The organism is Mesorhizobium qingshengii (genome assembly GCF_027563465.1).
Taxonomy (GTDB): Bacteria; Pseudomonadota; Alphaproteobacteria; order Rhizobiales; family Rhizobiaceae; genus Mesorhizobium; species Mesorhizobium qingshengii_A.
In genome coordinates, this window is sequence record NZ_JAPFQA010000009.1 from 1 (window position 1) to 25,994 (window position 25,994).

General features: G+C 61.6%; 27 protein-coding genes. 18 read left to right on the plus strand and 9 right to left on the minus strand.

The annotated features are described in order from the left end of the window. The 6 genes from OOJ09_RS19780 to OOJ09_RS19805 all read left to right on the plus strand — a co-directional run. Positions 1-349: hypothetical protein (locus tag OOJ09_RS19780; protein ID WP_269906799.1), on the plus strand; the 349-nt coding region annotated here is incomplete at its 5' end. Positions 350-542: 193 nt separating this feature from the next. Beyond that, complete coding sequence (locus tag OOJ09_RS19785; protein ID WP_269906800.1) at positions 543-818, plus strand: hypothetical protein; 276 nt, start codon at positions 543-545, stop codon at positions 816-818. Between the two features lie 239 nt (positions 819-1,057). Continuing rightward, complete coding sequence (locus OOJ09_RS19790) at positions 1,058-1,972, plus strand: LysR family transcriptional regulator (protein ID WP_269906801.1); 915 nt, start codon at positions 1,058-1,060, stop codon at positions 1,970-1,972. A 193-nt stretch (positions 1,973-2,165) separates the two neighbouring features. After that, positions 2,166-2,648 carry a cupin gene (locus tag OOJ09_RS19795; RefSeq protein WP_269906802.1) on the plus strand — a complete coding sequence of 161 codons (483 nt, stop codon included), beginning with the start codon at positions 2,166-2,168 and terminating at the stop codon, positions 2,646-2,648. Between the two features lie 91 nt (positions 2,649-2,739). Next, positions 2,740-3,942, plus strand: a complete 1,203-nt coding sequence (locus tag OOJ09_RS19800) for an MFS transporter (protein ID WP_269906803.1) — start codon at positions 2,740-2,742, stop codon at positions 3,940-3,942. 44 nt (positions 3,943-3,986) lie between these two features. Further along, complete coding sequence (locus OOJ09_RS19805) at positions 3,987-4,451, plus strand: DUF302 domain-containing protein (protein WP_269906804.1); 465 nt, start codon at positions 3,987-3,989, stop codon at positions 4,449-4,451. A 54-nt stretch (positions 4,452-4,505) separates the two neighbouring features. Here OOJ09_RS19805 and OOJ09_RS19810 read toward each other — a convergent pair whose 3' ends face one another. After that, positions 4,506-5,417, minus strand: coding sequence for a LysR family transcriptional regulator (locus OOJ09_RS19810; RefSeq protein ID WP_269906805.1), 912 nt, complete (start codon positions 5,415-5,417; stop codon positions 4,506-4,508). 282 nt (positions 5,418-5,699) lie between these two features. Here OOJ09_RS19810 and OOJ09_RS19815 point away from each other — a divergent pair, with 282 nt between their 5' ends. The 5 genes from OOJ09_RS19815 (at position 5,700) to OOJ09_RS19835 (ending at position 11,311) form a co-directional block, all read left to right on the plus strand. Then, positions 5,700-6,482, plus strand: a complete 783-nt coding sequence (locus OOJ09_RS19815) for a 3-hydroxybutyrate dehydrogenase (RefSeq protein ID WP_269906806.1) — start codon at positions 5,700-5,702, stop codon at positions 6,480-6,482. Between the two features lie 25 nt (positions 6,483-6,507). Continuing rightward, entirely contained in the window at positions 6,508-7,665 is a 1,158-nt protein-coding gene (locus OOJ09_RS19820) for a patatin-like phospholipase family protein (protein ID WP_269906807.1), read from the plus strand. A 41-nt stretch (positions 7,666-7,706) separates the two neighbouring features. Beyond that, complete coding sequence (locus OOJ09_RS19825) at positions 7,707-9,101, plus strand: NAD(P)/FAD-dependent oxidoreductase (RefSeq protein ID WP_269906808.1); 1,395 nt, start codon at positions 7,707-7,709, stop codon at positions 9,099-9,101. A gap of 18 nt (positions 9,102-9,119) precedes the next feature. Next, complete coding sequence (locus OOJ09_RS19830) at positions 9,120-10,466, plus strand: dihydrolipoyl dehydrogenase family protein (RefSeq protein ID WP_269906809.1); 1,347 nt, start codon at positions 9,120-9,122, stop codon at positions 10,464-10,466. A 140-nt stretch (positions 10,467-10,606) separates the two neighbouring features. Continuing rightward, complete coding sequence (locus OOJ09_RS19835) at positions 10,607-11,311, plus strand: peroxiredoxin-like family protein (protein WP_269906810.1); 705 nt, start codon at positions 10,607-10,609, stop codon at positions 11,309-11,311. Here OOJ09_RS19835 and OOJ09_RS19840 read toward each other — a convergent pair. The 6 genes from OOJ09_RS19840 to OOJ09_RS19865 all read right to left on the minus strand — a co-directional run bounded on the left by OOJ09_RS19840 (position 11,295) and on the right by OOJ09_RS19865 (position 16,512). After that, entirely contained in the window at positions 11,295-12,200 is a 906-nt protein-coding gene (locus OOJ09_RS19840; RefSeq protein WP_269906811.1) for a LysR family transcriptional regulator, read from the minus strand. The genes OOJ09_RS19835 and OOJ09_RS19840 overlap by 17 nt on opposite strands. Before the next feature lie 175 nt (positions 12,201-12,375). Continuing rightward, complete coding sequence (locus tag OOJ09_RS19845; protein WP_091580002.1) at positions 12,376-12,675, minus strand: hypothetical protein; 300 nt, start codon at positions 12,673-12,675, stop codon at positions 12,376-12,378. 135 nt (positions 12,676-12,810) lie between these two features. Next, the gene (locus tag OOJ09_RS19850; protein ID WP_269906812.1) at positions 12,811-13,335 is read right to left on the minus strand and encodes an OsmC family protein; all 525 of its coding nucleotides are present in this window, start codon (positions 13,333-13,335) and stop codon (positions 12,811-12,813) included. A gap of 111 nt (positions 13,336-13,446) precedes the next feature. Continuing rightward, the gene (locus tag OOJ09_RS19855; RefSeq protein WP_269906813.1) at positions 13,447-13,983 is read right to left on the minus strand and encodes a carboxymuconolactone decarboxylase family protein; all 537 of its coding nucleotides are present in this window, start codon (positions 13,981-13,983) and stop codon (positions 13,447-13,449) included. A gap of 87 nt (positions 13,984-14,070) precedes the next feature. Further along, a complete protein-coding gene (locus OOJ09_RS19860) occupies positions 14,071-15,081 on the minus strand; it encodes an RNA polymerase sigma factor (protein WP_269906814.1) in 1,011 nt (336 codons plus the stop codon). Positions 15,082-15,228: 147 nt separating this feature from the next. Next, positions 15,229-16,512: a hypothetical protein gene (locus tag OOJ09_RS19865; protein ID WP_269906954.1), complete on the minus strand. Its 1,284-nt coding sequence runs from the start codon at positions 16,510-16,512 to the stop codon at positions 15,229-15,231. Between the two features lie 111 nt (positions 16,513-16,623). Here OOJ09_RS19865 and OOJ09_RS19870 point away from each other — a divergent pair, with 111 nt between their 5' ends. The 7 genes from OOJ09_RS19870 (at position 16,624) to OOJ09_RS19900 (ending at position 25,096) form a co-directional block, all read left to right on the plus strand. Continuing rightward, the gene (locus tag OOJ09_RS19870; protein WP_269906815.1) at positions 16,624-17,070 is read left to right on the plus strand and encodes a hypothetical protein; all 447 of its coding nucleotides are present in this window, start codon (positions 16,624-16,626) and stop codon (positions 17,068-17,070) included. Positions 17,071-17,226: 156 nt separating this feature from the next. Further along, complete coding sequence (locus OOJ09_RS19875; RefSeq protein WP_269906816.1) at positions 17,227-17,853, plus strand: DUF305 domain-containing protein; 627 nt, start codon at positions 17,227-17,229, stop codon at positions 17,851-17,853. Positions 17,854-17,865: 12 nt separating this feature from the next. Beyond that, positions 17,866-18,168 carry a DUF5676 family membrane protein gene (locus OOJ09_RS19880; protein ID WP_269906817.1) on the plus strand — a complete coding sequence of 101 codons (303 nt, stop codon included), beginning with the start codon at positions 17,866-17,868 and terminating at the stop codon, positions 18,166-18,168. Continuing rightward, positions 18,165-18,614: a hypothetical protein gene (locus OOJ09_RS19885; RefSeq protein WP_269906818.1), complete on the plus strand. Its 450-nt coding sequence runs from the start codon at positions 18,165-18,167 to the stop codon at positions 18,612-18,614. Before OOJ09_RS19880 ends, OOJ09_RS19885 begins: the two co-directional genes overlap by 4 nt. A 195-nt stretch (positions 18,615-18,809) precedes the next feature. Then, positions 18,810-20,243 carry a multicopper oxidase family protein gene (locus OOJ09_RS19890; RefSeq protein ID WP_269906819.1) on the plus strand — a complete coding sequence of 478 codons (1,434 nt, stop codon included), beginning with the start codon at positions 18,810-18,812 and terminating at the stop codon, positions 20,241-20,243. 51 nt (positions 20,244-20,294) lie between these two features. After that, on the plus strand, positions 20,295-22,736 hold the full coding sequence (locus OOJ09_RS19895) for a heavy metal translocating P-type ATPase (protein ID WP_269906820.1): 2,442 nt from the start codon (positions 20,295-20,297) through the stop codon (positions 22,734-22,736). A 968-nt stretch (positions 22,737-23,704) separates the two neighbouring features. Beyond that, positions 23,705-25,096, plus strand: coding sequence for a multicopper oxidase family protein (locus OOJ09_RS19900; protein WP_269906821.1), 1,392 nt, complete (start codon positions 23,705-23,707; stop codon positions 25,094-25,096). Between the two features lie 81 nt (positions 25,097-25,177). Here OOJ09_RS19900 and OOJ09_RS19905 read toward each other — a convergent pair whose 3' ends face one another. Further along, a complete protein-coding gene (locus OOJ09_RS19905) occupies positions 25,178-25,465 on the minus strand; it encodes a PTS sugar transporter subunit IIB (RefSeq protein ID WP_023809203.1) in 288 nt (95 codons plus the stop codon). Between the two features lie 17 nt (positions 25,466-25,482). Further along, a complete protein-coding gene (locus OOJ09_RS19910) occupies positions 25,483-25,944 on the minus strand; it encodes a PTS sugar transporter subunit IIA (protein ID WP_269906822.1) in 462 nt (153 codons plus the stop codon). Between the last annotated feature and the right edge of the window lie 50 nt (positions 25,945-25,994).

Below are 25,994 nucleotides of genomic sequence, written 5' to 3' on the forward strand. Positions count from 1 at the left end.
ATGGTCGGTCGCTCTCACCAGCACCACGACTGTCGTGTGGGCAATCGTTCAACAGCCAAAGGAACGCACCATGAGAATACGAACCTTGTATCTGGGGGCGGCGACTGCTCTCGGCTTTCTTGCAGGAGGCGCATCCGCCGACCCCCTTAGTGATCTGGCATCTTTCCCGTCGTTCTACGCAGATGCCGGGATGACGACGATGAAGCCGATGGCCGAGTTCAAGAAGGCCTGGCGTGCCACGCCAAAGAAAGATCGGGCTGCAATGAGGAAGGCGTGCAACGACCCGGCGATGAGCAAGGCACATGCGCCGTTCTGCGCAAACGTGCTGGCGCTCGGTGGCGCCAACTAGCCGCAAGTCCAGGCCACCGGTGGCTGGATGCAGAACCGGCATAAACTCCATACGCAGATGGCATTGGCAACTCCCACACCGATTGCAGCAAAGTCCATCCCGGCAAGGAGGAACCGCAGAGTTTTAAATTGCTGCCGATAATTACTGCAGTCGTCGATGGGACGATTGCTCAACTCCAGAGAAGGATCATACCATGAATATCAAAGCTATCTGCCTCGGCGCCTTCGCACTTTCCGTTCTGAGCGGCGTTGCGTTCGCCGGCGCGCTGGACGAGCCGTCCAACATGCAGCCCTTCTTCACGGACGCCAGCATGAAGACGATGAAGCCCAAGGCTGAATTCAAGGCCGCCTGGGACTCGATGGCGAAGGACAAGCAGGGCGCCATGATGAAGGAATGCCAGGATGCGGCGATGAGCAAGCCGCACGCCGAATTCTGCGCCAATCTGCAGGCGCTCGGCGGCGCCAACTAAACTGCCCTGACGCCCCGGACAACACCGGCACAAATAGGATGGCGAGCAGCTTGCTCGCCATCCTGTTTTCGGCGGCGTCCTAGTCTAGTGCCCATGTTGCACACGATGTCCGCAACGCGCGATCCTCGTGACCATGACGGACCGCTATCGACTTTATAGCCGCTGTGCATTGGCGCCGAGACAAGCGTTGCGGCAGGCTCCGAAGCTACGAGAAGCCTCGGACTTTGGGACAAATCGGCATGGACATTCATCACATCCGCTACTTCCTTGCCGTATGCGAGACGCGCAACTTCACGCGCGCTGGCGAAAAGTGCAACGTCACCCAACCGGCACTGTCGCGCGCCATCCAGCAACTCGAGGATGAGGTTGGCGGCCTGCTGTTTCGCCGTGAACGAAACCTGACGCATCTGACCGACTTGGGCGTGCTGCTGCGACCGCGTTTCCAGCAGATACTCGACGAGCTGACCGGTGTGCGACAGGAAGCGTCGAGGTTCTTGTGCCTGGAAAACGCCAACCTCAAGGTTGGCGTCATGTGCACCATCGGTCCGCGCCGCTTTACGGGCCTGCTGGCCGACTTCAACCGACGTCAGCAGGGCATCCAGCTTCAGCTGGTCGAGGGCGTGCCGGCGTCGCTGTCCCAACTGCTTGAATCAGGGGAAATCGACGTCGCCATCATGGCGTCGAGCAACAGCTTTCCAGACCGGTTCGATGTGACCCCGCTTTATCGCGAACGCTTTGTCCTGGCCTTTCCGAACGGTCATCGGCTGGCTCGCAACGACAACGTCGCCATCTCCGAACTCGACGGTGAAAACTATCTCAGGCGTCTCAACTGTGAGTATCGCGATCACCTCGCCGGGCTGTGCACCGACCGCGGCGTGAAGCTTAGGATCTCCTACGCCAGTGAGCGCGAGGACTGGATCCAGAACATGGTTTCAGGCGGATTGGGAATCTGCTTCATCCCGGAGTTCAGCGCTGTGATCCCGGGCCTGCAGGTCCGGCCCGTCATCGATCCCGAGGTCTGGCGGGAAGTGTCCCTGGTCGTTGTCGCGGGGCGCAGGTTCTCGCCAGCGGCATCGGCCTTCGTCAGCAGCGTCAAGGCGCATGGCTGGCCGGAAAGCGCCATCCCTCAAGCGATCCGCAAGACCGCGGCCTGAAAAAAAATAGAAGAAAATCCGGTTCTGCGCGACATATAGTGTCACGCACTCTTGCGCAGCTGAAGTGATCCACGATAGTTTTCAGGTATCGATTTGAGAGCCAGTCAGCATTTCTCTTTTCCTGCCGCTCAGATCACTCTCCTTGTCATGCCCCGCCTCCCGCGTTTGGGCACCGACAATGGAGAAATACAAGATGGCTACCAAGAAACTCAACCTCGCGTTTGCGGTCGGGCTGCTGGCCGCGACTGCCGCGTTTTCCGCTGCTCCGGCCTTCGCTGGCGACTGCCCTGTCGGCCAGGCGGCAACGACCGACATCCAGGAACATCCCGGCAAGCCAGTTGGCGTTGTCGACACGGTTCTCTCCGCGATCGATCTGAGCAGCAAGGGCGAAGCGTGGAAAGGCAACATGCTGCGTCTTCGCAAGCTCGTCGTTCAGCCCGGCGGTGTCGTCCCGTGGCACGAGCACAACGCTCGTCCAGCCAACATCCTCATCGTTGAAGGCTCGATCACCGAATATCGCAGCACCTGCAAGGTCGGCATCGAGCATCCGGCAGGAGACGTCACCGCCGAGTTCGGCCAACTCGCCCACTGGTGGAAGAACAACGGCAAGGTGCCCGCGGTGCTCTATTCGGCCGACGTCCTGCCGCCGGCAATGCACGACGACCACATGATGTAACCCGCGCTTCGCGGTGAGCACATTCCAGCACCCGCAACTGAAAGTGCGTCCTCAGGCGATCGCCTGGGGACGTCTGACACGGAGCCCTGTCATGACGACCAGTGAACAGACTGAACCGACGCGGCTCCGTATGGTTGCCGCGGACAGCTGGCGCTTCGGCCTGATTGCCCTGATCGCGTTTCTCACGCTTGTCGATCTGTTCGCCACACAGGCCATCCTGCCTTCGCTGGTGATCAAATTCGGCGTCAGCCGCGCGACAATGGGTTTTGCCGTCAATGCCAGTACGTTCGGCATGGCCGTGGCCGGGATCGCGGTTGCGCTCTTTGGCGGAACCCTCGATCGGCGCAACGGCATCTGGATCAGCCTTGCGGTGCTGGCGATCCCGACAACATTGCTGTCGCAGACCGACAGTATCGTGGTGTTCGCCCTGCTGCGTGTCGTCCAGGGCTTGTGCATGTCGACGGCGTTCACGCTGACGATGGCCTATCTGGCTGAGCACTTTTCCGCGCGGCAAACGACGGGTGCGCTTGCGGCCTATGTGACCGGGAACGTTGCCAGCAACTTTTTCGGGCGGCTGATGTCGGCCGCTGTCGCCGATACGTTCGGCATCTCCACCAATTTCCTTACATTCGCCGCCCTCAACCTGATTGGCGCAGCTCTTGTCTGGTTCACGCTGCAGAAGGCATCCGAAATGATGCGCGCCGACGCGATGGGCGAACCCGCTCGCGCGGCCTGGAAGGGTCCACTGAGAGACGCCGAGCTGCGCGCCTGCTTCGCAATCGGCTTCCTGATCCTCTTCGTCTTCATAGGCACCTTCACCTATGTGAACTTCCAGCTCGTCGCGGCGCCGCTATCGCTTTCTCCCATGGCGCTGGGGCTGGTGTATTTCGTCTTTCTGCCTTCCATGCTGACCACGCCGCTCGCTGGGCGCGTCGCTGCGGGCCTCGGCCCAAGGATCGGCATTGGTGCAACGCTTGCGCTGGCGATCCTGGGTCTGCTTTTGCTGCTCACCACCCACCTTCCCATTGTTCTCGGCGGGATGGCCCTGGTCGCCATTGGCACCTTCCTGGCGCAGGCGATAGCGACAGGCCATGTCAGCCGAACTGCCTCGCAAGACCGCGCCGCTGCAAGCGGCATCTACCTAGCCTCTTACTATGCGGGTGGGCTCGCCGGCAGTTTCGTCATCGGACAAATCTACGACCGGATCAGCTGGACCGCATGTGTGGCCGTGCTCGTCGCGGTCCTGGCCGGCGCGATCGCGGTCGCGCGCGTGCTGCAAACTCCAAAGGCATGAGATCTGACGACCGAGAATTTGGCTATCCAACAAAGGAGACTGAGATGATCAACACCCTGAAAACCATGATTGCCAGCGGCGCCATGTTGATGGCGATCGCGCTCCCTGCCGTCGCCTCGGAGGGTGTCGTCACGGTGAAGAGCGACTATTCCGTCGCCGAAACCGTCGCCCGCATCAAGAAGGATGTTCTCAAGAAGGGCATCAAGTTCTTTGGCGTCATCGACCAGGCAAGGCTTGGCAAGGATGCCGGCAACGATGTCAGGCCGTCGCGGCTGGTGATGTTCGGCAATCCGGCACTGGGCACGACCTTCATTACGTCCAATCCCGAAGCCGGCCTCGACTGGCCGGTGCGTGTGCTGGTCTACCAGACCGCGGATGGTGCGGTTTATGCCGCCTACAGCGATTTCGGCTGGATTGCCAAGCGGCATGGAATTACCGACCGCGAGGCGCAGTTCAAGATGGCGACCGAAGTCATCCAGTCCGTGACCTCGACGATCAGAAAGAACTGAGCTCGGAAGATCCGCCGCCTGGGCATACGAGGCGGGTCGCTTCTCGCGACAAGCCTACTCGGCGGCGGACAATGCCTTTGCCCGCTCGCCGAACCACCTCTTCTGCGTGGCTTCTCGCACCAGCGCGCCAACCGCTGGCGAATGCCTGCGGCCGCGCACGGTCACGAGATTGACCTCGCGCCAGAATTCCGGGTCGGTGATCGGCAAGGCCACCACTCCCGGATGTTTGGCGGTATGCTCGGGCATGAAACCGAAACCAAGCCCGGCAGCGATCATCGCGAGCGTCCAATCGTCCCTATCGCTCCAGTAAACAGGGCTGACGGTGACGCCCTGCTCGGAAAGAATGGCATCGGCATAGCCGGCAAATTCACAGTTGTTGCGGTGGATGTAGCTTTCATTGCTCATGTCCTTCACGCGCACACTGCGCTGGTTGGCGAGGCGATGTGTCAGGTGGACGGCCATCACCATCTGCTCGCGAAAGAGCGGCAGGGAGTGGACCTCTTGGTCGGGCACGTTCGACGGCAATGCGTAGATGGCGGCCTCGAGATCACCCTCGAGCAGTCGCCGCCGCAAACTCGGCGCGTCGGCGTCACACAGATGAAGCTCCACACCCGGGTGATGGGCGCGGACGGACGAGATGAGCTCGATGATCTCGTCCGGAGCTATTGTGCTCATGATGCCGACCCTGAGCGGGGTCTTCTTCATATGCACATACTGCTCGGCTATCTGCTTTGCCTGGCGAGAGTTCTCGAAAACACCCTCGAGATAGGTTTCGACCATGCGGCCGAGTTCAGTGAGGTGGGTGAAGCGTCGCTCACGATGAAAAAGCGCGCCGCCAAATTCGTCCTCGAGCAGCTTGATGGCGCGTGAAAGCGCTGGCTGCGTGACGTTGCACTCCTCCGCCGCCCGGGTGAAGTTCAATTCCTTCGCGACGGCCAAGAAATATCTGACCTGGCTGATCTCCACTGCACGCTCCCCCAGCGGGCATGCATACGGCACAACCCGTGTTGCGGCGTGATCTTACTAGGTGCCCCAACGTCAAACAAGCCAAGGCGGACGGTTCGAGGGCTTCGCCGGCCCCGAGCTGACGAATCTGACCGTCGGCTATCGAATCCATGTCTCAACGGCATTTCCGCTGCTTCGAGCCGGTCGCCATACTTGGTCCAGAACTCGAGACCTGGGCGCGGAAGCCCGTCGCTCGGCCGTTGCCGGCCATTCCGGCCACGGCTCCAACCGAAGGAAACAACGATGCTCAGAGGAAAGACGGCACTCATCACAGGATCGACCAGTGGCATCGGTCAAGGCATCGCCGAAGCATTCGCGGCGAGGGGCTGCAACATCGTCCTGAACGGTTTCGGCGATGCCGATGAGATTGAGCTCCTGCGCGCGAAGCTTGCCACCGACCATGGGGTCACTGTTCGCTACGACAATGCAGACATGAGCAAGGGCGGCGCGATCACCGCGATGATGGACAAGGCTATCGCCGAGTTCGGCGCGGTCGACATCCTCGTCAACAATGCAGGCATTCAGCATGTCGCGCCGATCGACGACTTTCCGATCGAGAAATGGGAAGCGGTCGTGGCGATCGATCTGATGTCGTCGTTCTACACGATCCGGCGCGCCTTGCAGGCTATGAAAGCGCGCAAATGGGGTCGCATCATCAATGTGGCCTCGGCCCACGCCCTTGTCGCCTCGCCCTACAAATCCGCCTACGTCGCCGCCAAGCACGGGGTTGCCGGCCTGACCAAGACAGTCGCGCTGGAGGTCGCCGAGCAGGGCATCACCGTCAATGCGGTTTGTCCCGGATATGTGCTGACCCCGCTTGTCGAGAAGCAGATACCGGACACTGCCAGGGCCCGTGGGATCACCGAACAGCAGGTGATCAAGGATGTGCTCCTGGCCGCCCAACCGACCAAGCAGTTTGTGACCGTTGCCCAGGTTGCGGCGCTCTGCCTGTTCCTGGCTTCAGACGATGCAGCATCGATCACCGGCGCCATCATGCCGATCGAAGGCGGCTGGACAGCCCATTGAATCCGGCAACGAGGAGCCAAAGGCCATGAACAAGATCACCCGAAATCCCTCAGCTTCGGACCCCATGCCAGAGACCGGCCATCAGGCCGATGGTTCGGTCCATCGCCAGACCGTATTGGTGCTGCAGGGTGGTGGTGCCCTCGGAGCCTACCAGGCCGGTGTCTACAAGGCGCTCGTCGAAGGTGGGATTGAACCGGATTGGGTCATTGGCACGTCGATCGGCGCCATCAACGCCGCGCTGATCGCGGGAAACGAGCCGAAGGATCGATTGCCGAGGCTTGAGGAATTCTGGGACAGCGTCAGCCGGAGCAGTCCGCTCGACGAGTTTTTCCGGATGATGGTTCCAAGCAACATCTTTGCCAACATGGGCACGGTGATGCACGGCATACCCGGCTTCTTTGAGCCGAACCCAAGCGCCATGTTTGGGGTGAACCGCGAAGTGGGTGTCGAGAACGCCTCCTACTACACCACCGACCCTCTCAAGAGGACGCTGAATGACCTGATCGATTTCGACTATCTCAACCGGCGCCATACGCGGCTGACGGTCGGAGCGGTCAACGTCAACACCAGCGAACTCAAATACTTCGATACCCTTGAGATGACGCTGTCAGCGGCGCATATCATGGCCTCGGGCGCCTTGCCGCCGGCGTTTCCGGCGGTCTGTATCGATGGCGAGCCCTACTGGGATGGCGGCATCTATTCGAACACACCGATCGAGGTGGTGCTGGACGCGCGTCCGCGGCGCGACGCGCTGATCTTTGCCGTGAACATGTGGCAGCCCCGTGCCACCGAGCCGAAATCGATCTGGCAGGTGATGGGGCGGCAGAAGGACCTTCAATACGCCAGCCGGGGCCGGAGCCACGTGGCGCGGCAGGAGCAGCTGCATCGCCTGCGCCACGTCGTGCGCGAAATGGGAAGGCTGGTTCCCGAGGAGCGGCGCGAGGATCCAATGTTCAAGGAACTCGCGTCCTATGGCTGTCCCTCGGTCATGCACCTTGTTCGGCTGCTTTCACCACGCCTCGACGGCGAGGACCACACCAAGGACATCGACTTCACCCGCTCAGGCATCCGCACACGCTGGCAGGCGGGATACGAGCATGGGCAGCGCGTCCTCGCGGAGAAGCCCTGGGAATGCGACGTCGACATGCTGCAGGGCATCGTCATCCACGAATCGCAAGAGTGAATTGTTCGAGCGCGGCGAGGCCGAGGAAACGGAGAATACCGATGCAGATCATCACTGCGGGGATGCGGCTGGTTCCAGAAGCCGTGCTCGCCAACAACGCCGCGCTTTTCCGCACGATACCGGAAACCCCATCGCATGCGGACAGCTCGCTTCATCGTGTGGTCGTCGTCGGTGGCGGCGCGGGCGGATTGGAATTGGCAACGCGCCTCGGCCGCAAGTTCGGCGAACGGCAACTTTCCGTCACGCTTGTTGACCGCAATCGCACCCACATCTGGAAGCCGCTTCTGCACGAGGTGGCGTCCGGTGCCTTGAGTGCGTCGAACGATGCGGTGGAGTACATCGCCCATGCCAGCCGCCACCATTATCGGTATCGCATCGGTGAAGTCGTCGGCATTGATCGCTCCAGGCGCCAGGTCTTTGTCGCACCCAGCTTCGACGACGATGGCAGGCAGATCATCCCGCCGCGTGTGCTGGGCTATGACACGCTGGTGCTGGCCGTAGGCAGTGTCAGCAACGACTTCGGCACGCCAGGGGCGGCACGCCACGCGATCGCGCTCGATACGGCCGAACAGGCCGCCCGGTTCAACAAGCGCATGATAGACGCGTGCCTGCGCGCCAATGCGCAATACGAGCAGCTGTCGCCAGGCCAGCTCCATTGCGTCATCGTTGGCGCGGGCGCCACCGGCGTCGAACTGGCTGCTGAATTGCATAAGTCGATGCGGGAGATCGCATCGCACAACCTCGACAACATCGATTTTGAAAGGCTGATCCGCATCACCCTCATTGAGGCGGGGCCGCGCATCTTGCCGGCCTTGCCCGAACACCTCGCACGCGCTTCAGCACGTCTGCTTGTTGATCTGGGCGTCCAGATACGGTGCGGGATCAAAGTCACCGAAGTGACCGAGGACGGCGTCAAGCTTGGCGAGAAATTGTTTGTGCCCGCCGAACTCGTCGTCTGGTCCGCTGGGATCAAGGCGCCGGATTTCCTGAAAAAGCTCGATGGCCTGGAGACGGACCGCATCAACCGCTTGGTCGTGGACGAGACACTGCAAGCCAGCGGGGACGAAAACGTGTTTGCGATCGGCGACTGCGCGAGCTGTGTTCTGCCCGGCGAGGGCAACCCATTGCCGCCGCGCGCCCAGACGGCCCATCAGCAGGCCGATCACCTGGTAAAGGTGATTGCCGCGCGTCTCGAGGGACGGGCCGCACCGGCTTTCCGTTACCGCGACTACGGCTCCCTTGTTTCGCTCGCCGACTACGGCTCGTTCGGCAGCCTGATCGGTGGATTGAAGATCGAAGGTCTGCTCGCCAGGCTGATGTATCGCTCTCTCCACAAGCTGCATCTCAAGGCGGTGCACGGCCTTGCGAAGACCACCTTGGATTCGATTGGCGAGATGATGGCGAGGAGCACCAGGCCTCGGATCAAGCTCCATTGAACATATAGGGGCAGCGCTATGAAAAAGTATGATGTCGTGATCCTCGGCGGCGGCAATGCCGGGATGGGCGTGACGGTGGCTACTCGTGCTGCGGGGCTGTCAGTGGCCATGATTGAACCACGCGACCTCGGAGGCACTTGCCCCAATCGTGGGTGCACGCCGAAGAAAGTGCTCGTTGCGGCGGCCCATGCGCTCCATGAAATCGGACGGGCTGACCAGCACGGGATCATGATCGGCAAGGCGAAGCTCGACTGGCGAGCCCTGATCGAACGGGAAAGAGACATTATCGATGACATTCCGTCCCGGCTGTCCGGATTGATGGCCAAGCGCGGTGTCGATGTCATCGTCGGCGAGGCCTCGTTCATCGGCAGCAATGCCATCGGTGTCGACGGCCTCGAGCTTGAAGCCAGGAACATTGTCATCGCCACCGGTTCGAAGCCGCGATCACTATCAATTCCTGGCGCCGAGCACCTGACGATTTCCGACGATGTCCTGAATGACCCGGTGCTGCCTCGCGGGGTCGTCTTCGTCGGCGGCGGCGTGATTGCCTTCGAACTGAGCCACGTTTACGCGCGCGCCGGCGTTGACGTGACGATTCTCGAAGCATTGCCACATCTGCTGGGAGCATTCGACGCCGATGCCGTGGCCCAGATCCGTAGCGAGAGCGAACGAATAGGCATTCAAGTCCGCACGCTTGCCTGGGTCAAGAAGATCGAGAAGGCTGAAGGACGATTGCGCGTAACCTTTGTGGCGGATGGCGTCGAGCATGCCGTGGAAGCGGACAGGGTTGTGAATTGCGCCGGGCGCGTGGCCAATGTCGAGGCGCTCGATCTTGGTGCTGGCGTTATCGTGCATCGTGAAGGCCGGGTCGAAATCGACGATCATCTGCGTTCCCGGTCTAACCCGGACGTCTATGTCTGCGGCGACGCGGTGTGGAATTCTCCGCAGCTTTCACCTGTCGCGACCTACGAGGGAGGCATCGTTGGCCGCAATATCGTCGATGGACCGAGACACCGGCCGGATTATGGCCAGATCCCAGCGGGGCTCTACACGGTCCCCGCCTTGGCCAGCGTCGGGCTGACCGAGGCCAAGGCGAAAGAGCAAGGCGCTGGCATAAAGGTCCACGTGAACGACATGCGGGGCTGGCTGTCCGCCAGGACTTATGCCGAGACAGTGGCGTGGTCGAAGATCATCGTCGAGGAAGCGACCGACAGGATCGTTGGCGCCCACATGGTGGGCCATGCCGGCGAAGAGCTGATCCATCTGTTCGCGCTTGCCATGAAGCACGGCATCACGGCATCGCAGCTGTCCGAAATGGTATACGGCTTCCCGACCTTCTCGTCGGATATCAGGAACATGATGTAACGAATTGAGGGAAGGTTGCGAACAGAATACGAACCCCGCGCGCTTGGATGCATCTTGGGCATCGAAACGATGCAAGGAAAGCATGGCCCTGCCCGAGGGGCTCCAATGGTAGGGTGCACGCAATCCATGAAAGTCCAGACATGGCCGCCGACGACCAGGCAATGACATTTGAACAGTCCGTCCAGGCTGCCATAGAACTTGATGCGCCTCTCAATGAGCGGTTGGCGGTTATTGCCGCGGCGGTGCGTCGCCTAAACGCGGATTTCGCCGATGCGGTTGACCGGCTGGTCGCACGCCTGGAAAAACAGGGAGCAGGAGCCATGGCGCCGGCTCCCGGTGATGTGATGCCGCCATTCCTGTTGCCAGACGACGAGGGCAGGCTGGTTGGCTTGGCCGAAATCCTTTTGAAGGGCCCGGCCGTGATCACCTTCCAGCGCGGGCATTGGTGTCCCTATTGCCGCTTGAATGCGATTGGCATTGTCGAGGCGCAGCAGGAAATTGCCGTGTTGGGCGGCCACGTCGTGGCGATCATGCCCGAGCGGCGTAGATACGCGAAGGCGATGAAGGCCGCGGTCGGTGCGAAGTTCCCCTTCCTGACCGACATGGACAATGGCTACGCCCTGTCCCTCAACCTTGCGATCTGGATCGGGGCCGAGATGGAGCGGTTGATGGGCGTTGCCTATGATCTTCCCAACTACCAAGGCAACGCCAGCTGGTTTCTGCCGATCCCCGCGACCTTCATCGTTGGCACCGACGGGATCATCACCGATCGCTTCGTCGATCCCGACTACCGCCGGCGCATGGAGATCGACGACCTGATCTCAGCGCTCAGGCGGGCTCGCTGACGCCAAAGGAAGACCAGTCGGTCGATCGCAACAGATTGAGCAAGGTCGTAGCGACGGGCGACCGATGCCGACCCGCTACCGCATAGACGGAGACGATCCGCGAAACTTCCAGATCACGAAGCTTGAGCCGGCGAGTGTTCTGCGACCGAGGCGCCGTCAGCGAGACGAAGCCAACTCCGGCGTTGGCTTCCAGCAACGCGAGGAGATCCTGGTCGGTCTCAACCTCATGCGCGGTCCGCGGCGTCAGGCCTTTCGCGGAAAGACAACGCGACAGGTCTTCGCTCGTTTCCCAATCGATCCTGCTTAGCACAGGTTCCGCGGCCAGCTGGCTCAGCGCGACATCGGCCTCGTTACGACGGGCGAGCGGATGATCGTTGTTCACGACCAGCTCGATGCCCTCCTGGAAGAGCGGCCATGTGTCGAGCCGGTCCCAAGCCTGCCCCAGGGGTCCGGCAACGGCAAGCTCGACCTCGCCATTCTTGAGGGCCTCGACGACAGCACTCGGCGAGCCGCGGTTGATCTTGAGATGGACTCCGGGATAGGCCCGGAAAAGCTCCGTGAACGGTGATACCAGCAGTGCAATGTTGACGCTGTTGGAAATGGTGACGTTGAGAGGCGCCACGTCGCTGCTTTGGACAGCCTTGGCGAGCGACTTGGCGGAAGTGGCGGCATCGTAGCATTGCTGCAGCAGGGGCAGCATGCGCCGCCCGAGTTCGGTCAGGTGTGAGTGCTGGCGTTCGCGCCGAAGGAGCTCTCCACCCAACTCTTCCTCGAGCGTCTTGATCGCGCGCGTCAGGGCAGGTTGAGTGACGTTGCACTCTTCGGCCGCCCTGGTGAAGTTCAGCGTGCTGGACAGGGCCAGAAAATAGCGGACCTGCTGCATTTCCATGAATTTTCGCCCCCTCAGCGAAATCCGATTCGTCAGGCATAGCTAATTTGTGCGTATGCTAACGCAAGAGGAGGCCTAGGCAAAGGCGGAAGGGTGGTGGCAGCACAGACCCGGGGCACGAGGCCCTCACGATGCCCGCCGGCTCCAACCGGCGGGTTCGTCAGCGCGACTACTGTCACATCGCCATTTTTTCACATTCAGCCTGAGCCTTCTTGGTGGACGTATCGATCATGTAGGCTTTGCCCTTGGCGTCAGTCATCATCATCATGCAGTGCTTGATTGGCTTGGCCATCTTCATCATTTCGGCGCTCATCTTCGCATCCGGCATCATCGTTCCCATGTGCCCATCGGGCATGATTGCCGTCACTTCACCACCCTTCATCATCGACATTTTGCCCATCGCGTCTTCGGCAAGAGCTTGCGAGGCGGAAAGACCGAGGAGACCGACAATGGCAACGAGCTTGATCGAGTTCATTCACTTACTCCCGTTTTGGGCACAAACGCCCTTTTTGAGTTCGCAAATTCTGGCCGTATCGTTACGCCATCACGAACACGTGACCGCCAATGCGCCAAGCAGGACTCGATCTGGCTGCGGCGGTTCACCGCCCTTTCACGTTGAATGAACCACCAGTTCGCTTGTCATGGGGATTCCCCTGAGGGCGCCAAGCACCATGTTGTGGGAGATCGCGCGCTCATGAATCTTCTCCAGATCGGCGCGCGGCGCCGAAGAGCACACGGTCGCGCTGAGGTGCAGGGACACATAGCAATGGCGCGCGTCGGCGGGCGCCTTGAGCCCGTCGAGCCCGTCGAACTCGCCGCGCGGGTCGAACACGCCTTCCGCGACGAAATCGACTGAACGCAGATCGACCCCCGCATGCGCTGCCAGCATCGGATAGTCCGAGCCGGCACACACGGCCGCCGCGGCAAAGATCTGCTCCCAGGGAAAGACGGCGGTCGGCGAATTGTCCTTGAGGCTCGCGGGTCGCTCCAGGAGCGGTGTCGTGTAAGGGTCGCTCGATTGCGGGTCGAAGCGGTAGCGGGCACGATAGGTGCCACGCACTTCGTCACCGTGTTTCTTTAGAACGGATACGATATCTTTGACTGTGCTGACGGGTTCTCCGAAGACTATTGGCATCTCTGCCTCCCTATAAAGTCGGAATTCCACTCACTGTATCGGGACCGAAGATGCCGACGACAGTTGCGGCCGCCTGACCCCAATCCCGATAATGTGCCGATAAGGTTCGCCCTACTTGGCAGGCGCGGCCGCCTGGGCTTCGCCGCCGAGATCTTTCTTGAAGGTTTCGAAATCGACCTGCATGCCGTTGAAGATGGTGCTCCAGTGGCGTGACAGAGCGGCGATAGCGACTGCCTCCTCGATCTCGTCCTCCGTTGCGCCCGCCTGTTTTGCGCTCTCGGTGTCTTCCCAGATGCAATACTGGCAGGGAATCTGGGCGGAGACGGCGAGCGAGATCAAGGCCTTGACCTTCGGCGGCAGGGCGGTTTCGCTCGAGAACTGCATGGCCTTCACCTCGGCCCAGGCGCCCGGCAGTGCTGCTTTCGAAACCTGATGGAGAAAGCTGGGCACCGAGCCGAGCGTCCGTTCGACATCCTTGTAGGTGGCGTCGACCTCAGCCTGACCGGCCCAGCCCGAGCCCGATGATAAGAAGGTGGCGCAGACGACCGTCGATGCGAACGCCGTTTGAAGGAAGCCTCGCGACCGGCGCGGTCCGAGCTTGCCGTGGTGCGCGTTGGAAGCAACATGGGGAACTACGAAGGTGGACATGATCTCTCTCCTCTATGGAACCATTCGAGTTGGCGCCCTGTGATGGCCGCGTGCTCTAAGGAGTCACGGAGGGGAGAAAAGGTTCGATCAATCATCCTCGTTTCTGGGCGGACGCGGCGAAAGATGAAGATGCAAGCGTCGGGCCTTGCCGTCTCGCTGAAAGATCACCAGGACGACGCCCGGCGGGCAGTGGAATGGGTCTTCGGGCGGATTGATGAACAGTCCCTCGATGACGGTGACGTGGCTGGCGCTGAGAATGCGCTGCGGTTCGAGGCGGACGCCGGCTTCCGTGTCGGAGTCGATTTCCCCAGCAAGGAATGAGCGGCCCAACACCGGTTCGCTTGATCCACGGACCAGGTGAAGGTCTTCCGCAAAGTGCCCGAGGAAGCGGTCACGCTCGCCATGCCGGTTAAGGCCACTGAAAATTTCGGAGTAAAATTGTTGGCGCGAGTGAGACTGCGAGCGAGCGTCCGCGTCGACCAGGCCTGCCGTTTCGAGCAGCATCTCGGCCAGCTTGCGTTTGGCTTCTGACAACCGGCTGCGAACCGTCCCGATCGGGACAGCCAGAATGGCGGCCAGTTCCTCATAGGACTGGTAGCTTCCGAAATAGCGCAACATGGCGGTAGCCTGGAGCGGCTCGGGAAGTTTGCGCAAGGCATCCCAAACCCACTCGCGAAGCGCGATCTTCTCCAGCCGCTCCTCGATGCTCGCGCGTTCGTCCGGGCGATCGGGAATGTCGGCGGTCAAGACCTCGCGTCGTCTTCGACGCAATTGTTGCAGGCAACAGCGGTGCAGCACGGTGCGAAGCCAGCCGCCGACGGCTTGCGGATCCTTGAGTTCACCGATGCGCCTCAGCGCGATCAGGAAAGTCTCATGCACAGCATCTTCGGCGTCCGACCCATAACCGAGCATGTTCAGCGCTGTCGCGTAGAGCCGCGCGCGATGGCGTTCCAGCAGCAGGCCGAGGCAACGACAATCGCCACCTTGAGCGGCAAGGGCCAGTTCGGCATCATTCGGCAGGATATGAGTTTCGTAGCCCATGGACTTAAGATGCATCAACCGGCGAAAAAGTTCGAATGCTGGTTCAGGCTTCGTCAAGATCCGATCAGGCGGCACCAGTTCACCAACGAGCTTTGAACGGGCTTCGAATTGAGGTTATGACCCTCCAACCGTCGCTCGCCGATCCATGGCGTGCAGTGCTTCGTCACTTCACCTCAGCTATCTTGCTGATACCACCTTCCACGTTCAGATGACCAAGACCGGAGCAAAGCCGCCGCCGGGTGTGCGGAAATTTGTAGTCTGGCCTTGGTAGAGGCGCGCGGCCGCGAGCAGCACCTGGCCATCATACGTATAAAGCCGCACGTCCATCTTGCGCGGTGCGGGTGCGCCATCGATCTCGATCATACGCTGCCCCGGTGCGGCGAATGCCTGGGCCACATAGCCACCACGGGCGATCTCTGCCCAAACCCCTTTTGTCACCTTGTCGCCTCGGTAGACCGCCTTGCTGCCGTGGCCTGAGACCGGCTTGAAGAACATGTCCTTGCGGGATTGCCAGGCGGCATCCGAATTGTCGGGCGTGACCAGTGTGGTGCGCGGAACGCCGGCGAGCCGCGAGCGCATCTCCGGAGGAAGGCCGAATGCTTCGAGTGCCGCCGGATCGGACAGCAATGTCAGATTGCGCTTGCTTGCAAAGAGCGCGTGGTTGTGTGGATTGGGCGTGAGCACCACGGCACCGTCCTGGTAAGCCGCCCTGAGCGCGGCATGTTCCGGGCGATCGAGTGTGAAATCGACCAAGCGGTTGTAGACGAGGTCAATCTCCTGTCCGCCGAGCCGAAGCCTGCCGCCATCATACTTCAGCCCACTCGCGTCCCCGATCATCGCGTCCACGCCGTGCTTCAGCAATAGCTGCCGGGCCAGCACGAATTCAGGATAGAGATACTGCTCCCCAGGCTGATCATCGACAATCGCAATCCTTCGCGGCGAGCCGGCTCCGCGCTGGCGGCGCCATTCGTTCTCGAACATCGCGATGACACTGGTTTCGAAGTGATCGTCCCTGGCACCGATCAACGCCCGATCGACTTCCGAGCAGCAGGCCTTCTGCGCTCTGGCCAGCAAGGCATTGAGGAAAGCCCCACCGGCATTGGTGTTGACCTCAATCAGCTTGGGACCCTGATCGTCGAGGTGGAAGTCGTAGCCCATCAGGGCGCCGACGGGTCCAAAATCCCTCTGCGCGATTTCGGGAGCCCAGGAGAGGGCCGTTTCGCGGTAAGCTGGCAACTTTGCTGTCGCCTCGATGGCGACGACGATTGCCTGCATCTCCTCAAGGGCGGGCGCTGCGAGGAAGACCGGGACATTGGAAAACAGATGCGGACGCGACGCCATCAAGGCTTCGCAGAAGCCGGGCTCTCCGGCTTCGCGATCCAGCGCGTCCCGAAGCGCTGTCCGGTCGAGCGTTATGCAGAAGCATTTGCGGTTGAGCCGCGTCGACAGGGACGTGCTCAAATCCACCACGCTGGAGACCGTAAGCATGAGCGTATCTCCTCGATCCCGGCTGCTGTTTTGGCCAAACTCGAATGGCCCGTAAATGGCATCTAATCCGGATCCCATGAAACCTTGCCAGATATGGGATTTCACCGGTTCGTGGACATTGATTTGCGTCAAAGTGCTGGCGTGAGCTTGGGTTATGATGAGATCATGAAAGTAGCGTTGGCTCAGCTTCGGTTATTGCTGGCCGTGATCCTCCTGATCGCGGGCGGGGCAGTTGCCGGTGTTGTCGGTCAGGCTTCCGCAACGGGCTCTCTAAGCGGTGTCACAGCTAGCGTTGCGACACTCTCGGCGAGTGCCTCGCACCAGGCGATAGGTCATGTCGCCTCCACAGACCAGGACAATTATCGCGCCCCTTGTGATGACTGTCTGAATTGCGTGCACTCGACCGGCTCCAGCTGTTGTGCCGCGGGCATTTCCGCCGGCGAATGCGACGTTCTTCATGAGGCGCCGATTGCCGCCCGGTTCATGGCGGGCAAGGCGTTCCTGCCAACGGGCATCGACCCCGAAGCGCTCCTGCAACCTCCCCGGACCTTCGCCTGATATCGCGCCGTCGCGGTGCTTGGGACTGTTGAATCCAGCAGTGCCCGTCAAGGCCCCATAACGCGCGAACGATCCGCGAAACCATAACCATCCCGGTCCCTTGCGCACCCATTTCAGGGTTCGCCTGTGCCTTCACACCAACGAAGGAAACTTGTCATGAAAACTCACCTTCAATTGATAGCTCTAGCAGCATTCACAACTCTTTCGGGCGCGGCATTTGCCCAGACCGACCCGCATCATCCGGCGGCTGATGCGCCGCAAGCCGCGGCTCCGTCCGCACAGGCGATGCCGGGCGGGTCGCCCGAGCAGTGCGCGGCGATGATGTCCACGATGCAGAAGATGATGCCCATGATGGAGAAGATGGCTCCCATGATGCAGCAAATGATGCCGATGATGCAGCAGATGATGCAGGGCGGCATGATGCAGGGTGGGCAAGGCGGAATGCAAGGCGGGATGATGCGGGATCAGGGCGGCATGACGCAGGGCGGCGGCATGACGAACATGCCGATGGACACCGCCAACATGTCCGAGGCCTCCAGAAATTATATGCAGGCGATGAAGCGAATGGACGCGCCGATGATGCAGGGTGTCCAGGCCGCCGATCCCGATGTCGCCTTCGTCCAGGCGATGATCCCCCACCACCAGGGCGCCATCGATATGGCACGGACGGTCCTGCAATTCGGCAAGGATGATCAGGTCAAGGTCTGGGCCAATCAGATCATCACGGCTCAGCAGTCTGAGATCGCCGCCATGCAGGAATGGCTCAAGCAACACGCGAAGTGACAGGAGGAAAACATGGACAAACTCAGTGTGCTGTCCGTCGGCATTGCGCTGGGCGTGACGTCGGCCCTGACGAGCATGCTCTGCGCTTTGGCGGTCGCTATCTGGCCAGAGGCAACACTCGATTTCTTCGGTGCCATCATGCACGGGCTCGACCTCAGCGCGGTCAGGTCTACGGCGCCGACAAGCCCTGGCCGAGTTCTCTATGGCGTTGTCGGGCTTGGCATCGTCGGGCTGCTGGCGGGTGTCGTTTACGCCTCGATCTACAATGTCGTCGCCACGTGGCGCCGGTCAAGCAAGTCAAGGTTCAGCCCATGAAAGCCACCGTCAATCCATGGACGACGTCGTCCCTCACTCTTGCTTTGGCGGGGATAATCATCGCCGGGATCGGACTGTATTTCATCGCCCTCAGGCCACCCCTGCTGCCCGAGGACGTCCGCTATATGAACCTCTCGGTCGCCGAGCTCGAAGCCGTCGGTCCACGGTTTGCGATGTGGCTCACCCAGGTCTTCCGGGTGCTCGGTGGCTACGCCCTGGCCACCGGCGTTCTCCTGGTTGCGCTGGCAATCACCGCGTTCCGCGCGCGCCATCCGGTCGCGGTGGCCGGCGCCCTGGTCGGAGGAGCGTCGTCCATCGGCTTGATGTCGGTGGTAAACTTCACGATCGGCTCCGACTTCAGGTGGCCGCTGTTCGCCTGCGCGATGGTCTGGGCCGTAAGCCTCATCGCGTATGGGCTCGAAAGCTCCCGCAATGACAATCGATGACAGACACGGGAATTCGGCGACGCATATGACCGTTATGCGGCCCGTGTGCCCGCCTTTTTTCCGCATCTGGCCAAGCTGTTCGATTCCGCCGGCGAGCGCCGTGCGCCGTGAAGGAGGCCCGTTGGGACCTGAACCTCGTGTACTGACGAAACAAACGAAATTCCGAAACCTGAACCCTAAAGCAAGGAAACGATCATGAAACGCCGGGATATTCTGAAGGCCGCCGCAGTGACAGGCGCCGCAGCTTTTGCGATCCCATCGAGCTATCTTGCGGCAGCCTTCGCCAATCAGTCGGGCGGCCAGCCGCTTGGCATCTCGCGCCGCACGATCGAGGTGAACGGTAAAGCTGCAAGCGTCTTCGGCCTGCAAAGGGCCGACGGCGCGCCTGGTCTGCGCTTGCGGGCGGGCGAAGCCTTCAACGTGCTGCTTCGAAACGAGACTGCCGAGCCGACGATCATACATTGGCACGGGTTGACGCCGCCATGGCCGAGCGACGGAGTCGGCGACGCGCCACTGCCGCTCATCGGCGCCAGGGCCGATCGCAGTTTCGATTTTCCGGTCGGCGGGCCCGGCACTTTCTGGATGCACGCGCATACCTTGCAGGAGCAATTGCTGCTCGCGGCTCCGCTCATCGTCGCCGATCCCGCCGATGACGCGAGGGATGAGCAGGAGCTTGTCATCCTGCTCCACGATTTCTCGTTCTCATCGCCGGAGGAACTGCTGGCCGGGTTGCAGAGTAAGAACACCGGCGGCTCCATGCCGATGGACGGTATGGACATGTCGGGAGCGCAAACCGACGCCATGGCAGGGATGAACCATGGCGGCATGGCGACCGATATCAACGATATCGAGTATGACGCCTATCTGGCCAATGACCGGTCCCTGAACGACCCCGAGATCGTGCCGGTCGAACGGGGCGGACGCGTGCGGGTGCGGATCATCAACGGCGCCACGGCGACGGCGTTTACAATCGATTTCGGGGAACTTGAAGGCGAACTGATCGCGGTCGACGGTCAGCCTGTCGAACCGGTCAGGGGACGGCGGTTTCCAATGACGATGGGCCAGCGAATCGACGTGCGCCTGCGGTTGCCGCGCGACATCAGCTCTTCCTTTCCGATCCTGGCGCTGCGCGAGGGGAGCAAGGAACGGACCGGAATCGTCCTGCGTCCCGCGGGGGCGGCGGTGGCCAAGCTCGGAACGGCGGCTGATGTCGACGCCCCGATTTTGGACCTGCCGCTCGAGGCGCAACTTCGAGCAATCGCGCCCCTTGCATCGCGCCCTGCCGACAAGACGTTCGAAATGGCGCTGACGGGCGATATGGCCGCCTACCGCTGGGGCTTGCTGACCAACTCCCCGATCGTCGTGGATCCAGGCGATCGCGTTGAGGTCACGCTGCGCAACGACACCATGATGGCGCACCCGATGCACCTTCATGGCCATCGTTTCCAGGTGGTCGCGATTGACGGACAGCGCTTCCAGGGTGCGGTTCGCGACACCGTGCTGGTGCCGCCGATGCGCTCGATCACCATCGCCGTCGATGCCGTCAATCCCGGTAAATGGGCGTTCCACTGTCACCATCTCTACCACATGGCGAGCGGCATGATGTCGACCTTTGCCTACCGAACCTGAGAAACACAGCCAGCGCGAATGCCGTCACGAGCCGCGGCACGGAGAACGATGATGAAAAAGGTCAATCTGGAAGTGCGCGACCTTGTCGGCATGATGGATTTCGCCGCGGTCGAAAAACGTCTCGCGGCTTTGCCGGGTGTCGTCAGTGTCGCGATGAACGCGGGGTCGACCACCGCAACCGTCGAATTCGACGAGGGGCGCACGACCCCGGAGACCCTTGCTCGGGAAATCGAGGCTTGTGGCTTTCATTGCCGCGGCGAGGTCGTGCCGCGGCATCTGTGCATTCCTGACAGGATGACGATTCCTCCGGGGCATCGACAAGCGACCTCCGGGTACGCGGGGCATGATCACGCCGAGCAACATCATGGCCGGCATGTGGCCATGATCGAGCCGGCTCCGGCGGGCGAGAGTAGGGCTGCGGCCAAGGCGCCGCGCGACGCCATGGCCCACGAGATGGGACACGGCGCCGGCATGGACATGCAGGGCATGGTCAAGGACATGCGCAACCGGTTCCTCGTCAGCCTGGTCTTCGCGCTGCCGATTTTCGCGATGGAGCCGATGGGCCTGGGCGAGCCCTGGCTGCGCCCGCCCTTCGGACTGAGCGAAGACGTCGCGATGTTTTTCCTCGCCAGCGCCGCGATCCTCTACCCGGTCTGGCCGTTCCTGGTGGCTGCCTGGCGAGCCTTGCGCAACGGTGTCCTCAACATGGCGGTGCTGGTGGTGCTGAGCGTCGGCACCGGCTACCTGTTCAGCGTCGGCGCGACCTTCTTCTTCGAGGGGGAGCAATTCTACGAGGCGGCGAGCGTGCTGCTGGTGTTCATCCTGCTCGGCCATTGGCTGGAGATGCGCGCCCGTGCCGGGGCGTCGGCCGCGATCAGGGCCCTGCTCAACCTCGCTCCGCCAAGGGCCTCCGTTTTCCGCGATGGCAAGGAGGTCGAGGTTGCGACCGCGGACATCGTGCTCGGCGACATCGTGGTCTTGCGGCCCGGCAACAAGCTTCCGGTCGACGGCGAGGTGATCGAGGGCACGTCGACGATCGACGAATCGATGCTCACTGGCGAGTCGATGCCGGTGACCAAGAAGGTCGGCGACAAGGTCATCGGGGCGACCATCAACAAGAGCGGCACGCTGCGCTACCGCTCCACCAAGGTGGGTGCCGACACTGCGCTGGCCCAGATCGTCAAGCTGGTCCAGGAGGCCCAGAACTCGAAGGCCCCGGCGCAGCTTCTCGCCGATCGCGCTTCGCAATGGCTGGTGCTTGCCGCGATCCTCATCGGGCTTGCGACCTTCGCCGTCTGGTTCTGGTGGCTCGGCCAGCCTCTGCTGTTCGCGATGACCTTGACGATAACCGTCTTCGTCATCGCTTGTCCCGACGCGCTCGGCCTCGCTACGCCGATGGCTGTCATGGTCGGCACCGGCCTTGGCGCTTCAAACGGCATCCTGTTCAAGAATGCCGCTGCTCTCGAGGAGGCGACCAAGCTCAACGTGATCGTCTTCGACAAGACCGGCACGCTCACCATGGGCCAGCCCAAGGTCGTCGAAATCGTTCCGGCTGCCGGCGTTTCCCCCGACGAGGTTCTGCAGGTCGCAGCTGCCGTGGATCAAGGGTCGGATCACCCGCTGGCCGTTGCCATCGTCGAGCGGGCCAAGGATCTAGAGCTTCTCAAAGTGTCGGGCTTTCTGAATATCGAAGGCAAGGGCACCAGTGCCACGATCGGCGGAGACCAGGTTTTCGTCGGCAACCGACGGCTTATGGACGAGCAGAAGATCGATCTCCTGGCGCTCGGTGAGAAAGCCGAGACGCTGAAGGGCGAAGGCCGCACCGTCATCCATGTCGCGCGGTCCGGCAAGCTGCTCGGACTGATCGCGATTGCCGACACGCCGCGCCCGACGGCCATCGCAACGATTGCCAAATTGCACGACCAGGGTGTTCGTGTGGCAATGCTCACGGGAGACAACGCTGGCACCGCCAAGCGCATCGCTGACGAACTCGGCATCGACATCGTCCTGGCCGATGTCTTGCCAGGGCAGAAGGCCGAGAAGATCAGGGAACTGCAAGGGCAAGGCCTGAAGGTCGGCATGGTCGGCGATGGCGTCAACGACGCGCCAGCCCTGACGCAAGCCGACGTCGGGTTTGCGATCGGCGCGGGCACCGATGTCGCCATTGAAAGCGCCGACATCGTGCTGATGAAGAGCGACCCTTATGATGTGGTCGGTGCAATGACGCTCTCGCGCGCGACACTGCGCAAGATGCACCAGAACCTCTGGTGGGCGGTCGGATACAATCTCATCGCCTTCCCGATCGCGGCGGGCGTGTTTTACCCGTTCCTGCTGAGCCCCGAGCTTGCGGCGCTGGCAATGTCGGGCAGTTCGGCGCTCGTGGCCGTCAACGCCCTGCTGCTCAAGCGAACCAGGCTCGAAGGCATTCGACCTGCCGCAGCATCGATGACCGAAGGCGTCGCTCATCAGCACCCTACGGGCGCGCAGGCATGAGCGTGGCGCAAGCTCGCCCGCCGACGTCGCGATGATTTGGCCGCGTGGCGCCCCGGCGGTTGTCCGGAGATGCATCAGTTCAAGCCCAGCTCCATCCTGGATGCCCGACATGTGTTGTTCGGCGGACCGGGTGGCAAAAATGATCTGCGACGAGGTCAGGTCGAGCGCCAAGGTGAGGCCAACGCCCACTGCGGTCGATGGTCATTTTCGAAAACAGGACTGGCACTCGTCTTGCAACTGCCGCTGCGCCGGCTAATCCCGGTCCTGATTTGGGACACGAATCAGGTTTGGCTCGCCGGGGACAGTTGGGGTTGGGGTCAACCCCCGGCGAGTTCGCTCCAGACTTTGAAGTAAAGGGTTCCAAATCATGGCTCATTCATTGCTGGCATTTTCTCGCTTTCGTGTTGCGTTTGATGGGGCAACCGGGGGGTGCTTTAATGTATCGAAATGATCCAGAACTCTGCGCTCGCGCGACCGCGCGAGGCATCACCATATACCAGCGTTCGAAGACAGTGTGGATCGCTTCTGGAAAGTACAGAGATCGAGATGTTCAAGTGAAGGGGCGCTCGCCGACAACAGCCCTGACATTGTGGAAGGAGGCTGTACAGTACCGAGGTTCGGGGATATAGGCCAATCGGCCAGGTGCGGCCGACGCCCTCGGGATTGGTGGCTCCATCGAGCGCCGGCCTCGGCGGGGTTGGGGTCCCGCCGCCGCATTAATTTAGCTGATTCTAAAATATTAAGGAATACTGCGATGGCGGACCTGGGTCTTCGCCTTCCGCCTCCCAGGCGCCTTCGCCGAACTCGTCCCTCGGCATCTTCTTGTGCGAGGTGCGTTTGAGCCATTGGAGGACGAGTTGCCGAGCTTGGATTGCGCTCGACCCCAATTTCATCTGCGCTGGTTGCCCGCCCATGGTCCAAGGCGGCGATAGAGTCCGGCGCAGCCTTCTTTGCAGTTGGAGCGCTAGATGACCGTACTCACACGCCGCGGACTTTTGAAAACTGCCGCGGTTGCTGGAGCGAGCGGGATCGGGCTCTCGGCCATGAAGTTTGGCGGCTGGGCCGCTGCCAGGCCTGAGCCGGTGGTGCTGCGCACAGCGAGGATCCAAGCGAAGCTTATGGATGTCGGCCAGACCAGGGACGTGCTGACTTATGGCGACGCCGGAATGCCGCCTGTGCTCAGAATGAGAAAAGGCGAGCCCTTCGCCGCGCGCCTTGTCAACGCGATCGACGATCCGACGACGATCCACTGGCACGGCATTCGCGTTCCAAACAAGATGGACGGTGTTCCGTTCCTGGTCCAGCCTTACGTCTACACCGGCGATCATTTCGACTATGCGTTCACGCCGCCCGACGCTGGCACCTTCTGGTATCATCCGCATTGCAACACGCTGACCCAGATCGGTCACGGCCTGACGGGCGTGATCGTGGTCGAGAATCCGGGCGATCCGAAATTCGATTCCGAGGTGGTCCTCAATCTGCGCGACTGGCGTCTCGGCGACGACGGCCAGTTCATCGAGCAGTTCCGGCCGCGTGATGCCGCGAGAACCGGCACGTACGGCACGGTGCGCACGGCCAACTGGCTCGATCAGCCGCAATATGACGCGCCGGCCGGCGGGCTGGTGCGGCTGCGGGTCGCGATCACCGACGTCACGCGGATCTATGCCTTTCGCGTCGACGGCAGCGAGGCGACAGTCATGGCGCTGGACGGCAATCCGGTGCCGCGGCGTTTTTCACCCGATGCCTTGCTGCTTGGGCCGGGACAGCGCATGGAACTCGCCATACGCATGCCCGACGACGAGGGCGCGATCGTCAGCCTGCGAGACGTCAGGGGCACCAAGCCCAAGGTGCTGGCGACCCTGCGCGCGACTGGCAGCTCGCTCAAGCGTGACATTCGTGATCTTGCTCCGCTGGAGGCCAATCCAGTCGCCGAGGTCGATCTCACCGCCGCCCAGCATATTTCGCTGGCGCTCAGCGCCACGGCGGAAAACATCCCGAGTGATGGCATCTGCGGTTCACTTGGCTACAGCTTCTGGGCCATCAACAAGGTGCCGTGGTCAGGCGATACATCAGATCCGACCGCGCCGCTGGCCGAATTGAAGCTCGGAGGCAGCTATGTCATCGACATGGAGAACCTGACGCCGCAATCCCATCCGATGCACTTGCACGGCATGAGCTTCAAGGTGTTGTCGTCCTCGACGCGCCCGGTTCAGCCACTGATTTCCGATACCTATCTCATCCAGCCCAACGAGAAGGTGAGCCTGGGCTTCGTCGCCGACAGTCCTGGCGACTGGCTGCTGCATTGCCACATCATCGAGCACCAGAAATCGGGTATGACGAGCTACTTTAGAGTGGTTTGAAGCCGCGCAGCGAAGTCGTCAGGCCGTGAATCCGCGCCGTGCGATCAAGACGGCATCAGCCTTCGTGATGCCTCGTGACCGTCACTTGCGCAGTTGCGCCTCGATCTCGTCGAGCACCTTGTCCTTGCCGATGCCGGTGAGGAAGGCGAGGCCCTTGATCACCGGCTTGGTCACCGAAGCGGAGATCGGGGTGGTGGCGACGATAAAGTCGACATTGTCGGCCAGTCCAGGCACCTCGGTGGCTTTTGCCTGCTGGGCATTGAAGGTGAGGCCGCGTTTCTTCATTTCCTCGGTGACGGCGACGTTGACCGCAGTCGAGGTGGCGATGCCCGTGCCGCAGGCAAAGAGGATCGTTTTCTGTCTGGACATCTGCTTCTCCCTGGTTATCAGCCGAGCACGGCACGCACGTCTTCGAGCGTCCTGGCCGACCTCAAGCCGTCCAATGCGTCTGGATTCTGGATGGTGGCCATGACGGACTGCAGCGCTTCAATCTGCTTGTCCTTGTCATTGATGGCAAGCAGGAAGACGAAGCCGACCGGCAGCTTCTCGTCGGGGTCTTCCATGTTGGCGAAGGTCACCGGTTGCTTCAGCGTGCCCATCGCGATGCCCGGTTTCAGCACATGCTCCGGATCGGTGTGCGGCACCGCGACATTGTCGGCGCGCTCCAGCGGCAGTCCTGTCGGGATGGTCAATTCGCGGCGCACGACCGCGTCGGCATAGGAGCTTTTGACATAGCCAAGGGCCTCCAGCCGGCCCGCCAGGATGCGGATGATCTCCTCATTGGTCGATGCATCGGATCCGAGCACGATCGCTTGCGGGTCCAGAAGCTGCATGAGGCCATTCGACATGATTTCGTTCCATCCACAAAAGTCGTGCGCCCCTCGAGGGGCGCACGATC

What these genes read in the sequence shown, in the direction of transcription:
- OOJ09_RS19785 (WP_269906800.1), top strand. Translation starts at nt 543, where the DNA reads ATGAATATCAAAGCTATCTGCCTCGGCGCCTTCGCACTTTCCGTTCTG.
- OOJ09_RS19790 (WP_269906801.1), top strand. Translation starts at nt 1,058, where the DNA reads ATGGACATTCATCACATCCGCTACTTCCTTGCCGTATGCGAGACGCGC.
- OOJ09_RS19795 (WP_269906802.1), top strand. Translation starts at nt 2,166, where the DNA reads ATGGCTACCAAGAAACTCAACCTCGCGTTTGCGGTCGGGCTGCTGGCC.
- OOJ09_RS19800 (WP_269906803.1), top strand. Translation starts at nt 2,740, where the DNA reads ATGACGACCAGTGAACAGACTGAACCGACGCGGCTCCGTATGGTTGCC.
- OOJ09_RS19805 (WP_269906804.1), top strand. Translation starts at nt 3,987, where the DNA reads ATGATCAACACCCTGAAAACCATGATTGCCAGCGGCGCCATGTTGATG.
- OOJ09_RS19815 (WP_269906806.1), top strand. Translation starts at nt 5,700, where the DNA reads ATGCTCAGAGGAAAGACGGCACTCATCACAGGATCGACCAGTGGCATC.
- OOJ09_RS19820 (WP_269906807.1), top strand. Translation starts at nt 6,508, where the DNA reads ATGAACAAGATCACCCGAAATCCCTCAGCTTCGGACCCCATGCCAGAG.
- OOJ09_RS19825 (WP_269906808.1), top strand. Translation starts at nt 7,707, where the DNA reads ATGCAGATCATCACTGCGGGGATGCGGCTGGTTCCAGAAGCCGTGCTC.
- OOJ09_RS19830 (WP_269906809.1), top strand. Translation starts at nt 9,120, where the DNA reads ATGAAAAAGTATGATGTCGTGATCCTCGGCGGCGGCAATGCCGGGATG.
- OOJ09_RS19835 (WP_269906810.1), top strand. Translation starts at nt 10,607, where the DNA reads ATGGCCGCCGACGACCAGGCAATGACATTTGAACAGTCCGTCCAGGCT.
- OOJ09_RS19840 (WP_269906811.1), bottom strand. Translation starts at nt 12,200, where the DNA reads ATGGAAATGCAGCAGGTCCGCTATTTTCTGGCCCTGTCCAGCACGCTG.
- OOJ09_RS19845 (WP_091580002.1), bottom strand. Translation starts at nt 12,675, where the DNA reads ATGAACTCGATCAAGCTCGTTGCCATTGTCGGTCTCCTCGGTCTTTCC.
- OOJ09_RS19850 (WP_269906812.1), bottom strand. Translation starts at nt 13,335, where the DNA reads ATGCCAATAGTCTTCGGAGAACCCGTCAGCACAGTCAAAGATATCGTA.
- OOJ09_RS19855 (WP_269906813.1), bottom strand. Translation starts at nt 13,983, where the DNA reads ATGTCCACCTTCGTAGTTCCCCATGTTGCTTCCAACGCGCACCACGGC.
- OOJ09_RS19865 (WP_269906954.1), bottom strand. Translation starts at nt 16,512, where the DNA reads ATGCTTACGGTCTCCAGCGTGGTGGATTTGAGCACGTCCCTGTCGACG.
- OOJ09_RS19875 (WP_269906816.1), top strand. Translation starts at nt 17,227, where the DNA reads ATGAAAACTCACCTTCAATTGATAGCTCTAGCAGCATTCACAACTCTT.
- OOJ09_RS19880 (WP_269906817.1), top strand. Translation starts at nt 17,866, where the DNA reads ATGGACAAACTCAGTGTGCTGTCCGTCGGCATTGCGCTGGGCGTGACG.
- OOJ09_RS19885 (WP_269906818.1), top strand. Translation starts at nt 18,165, where the DNA reads ATGAAAGCCACCGTCAATCCATGGACGACGTCGTCCCTCACTCTTGCT.
- OOJ09_RS19890 (WP_269906819.1), top strand. Translation starts at nt 18,810, where the DNA reads ATGAAACGCCGGGATATTCTGAAGGCCGCCGCAGTGACAGGCGCCGCA.
- OOJ09_RS19895 (WP_269906820.1), top strand. Translation starts at nt 20,295, where the DNA reads ATGAAAAAGGTCAATCTGGAAGTGCGCGACCTTGTCGGCATGATGGAT.
- OOJ09_RS19900 (WP_269906821.1), top strand. Translation starts at nt 23,705, where the DNA reads ATGACCGTACTCACACGCCGCGGACTTTTGAAAACTGCCGCGGTTGCT.
- OOJ09_RS19905 (WP_023809203.1), bottom strand. Translation starts at nt 25,465, where the DNA reads ATGTCCAGACAGAAAACGATCCTCTTTGCCTGCGGCACGGGCATCGCC.
- OOJ09_RS19910 (WP_269906822.1), bottom strand. Translation starts at nt 25,944, where the DNA reads ATGTCGAATGGCCTCATGCAGCTTCTGGACCCGCAAGCGATCGTGCTC.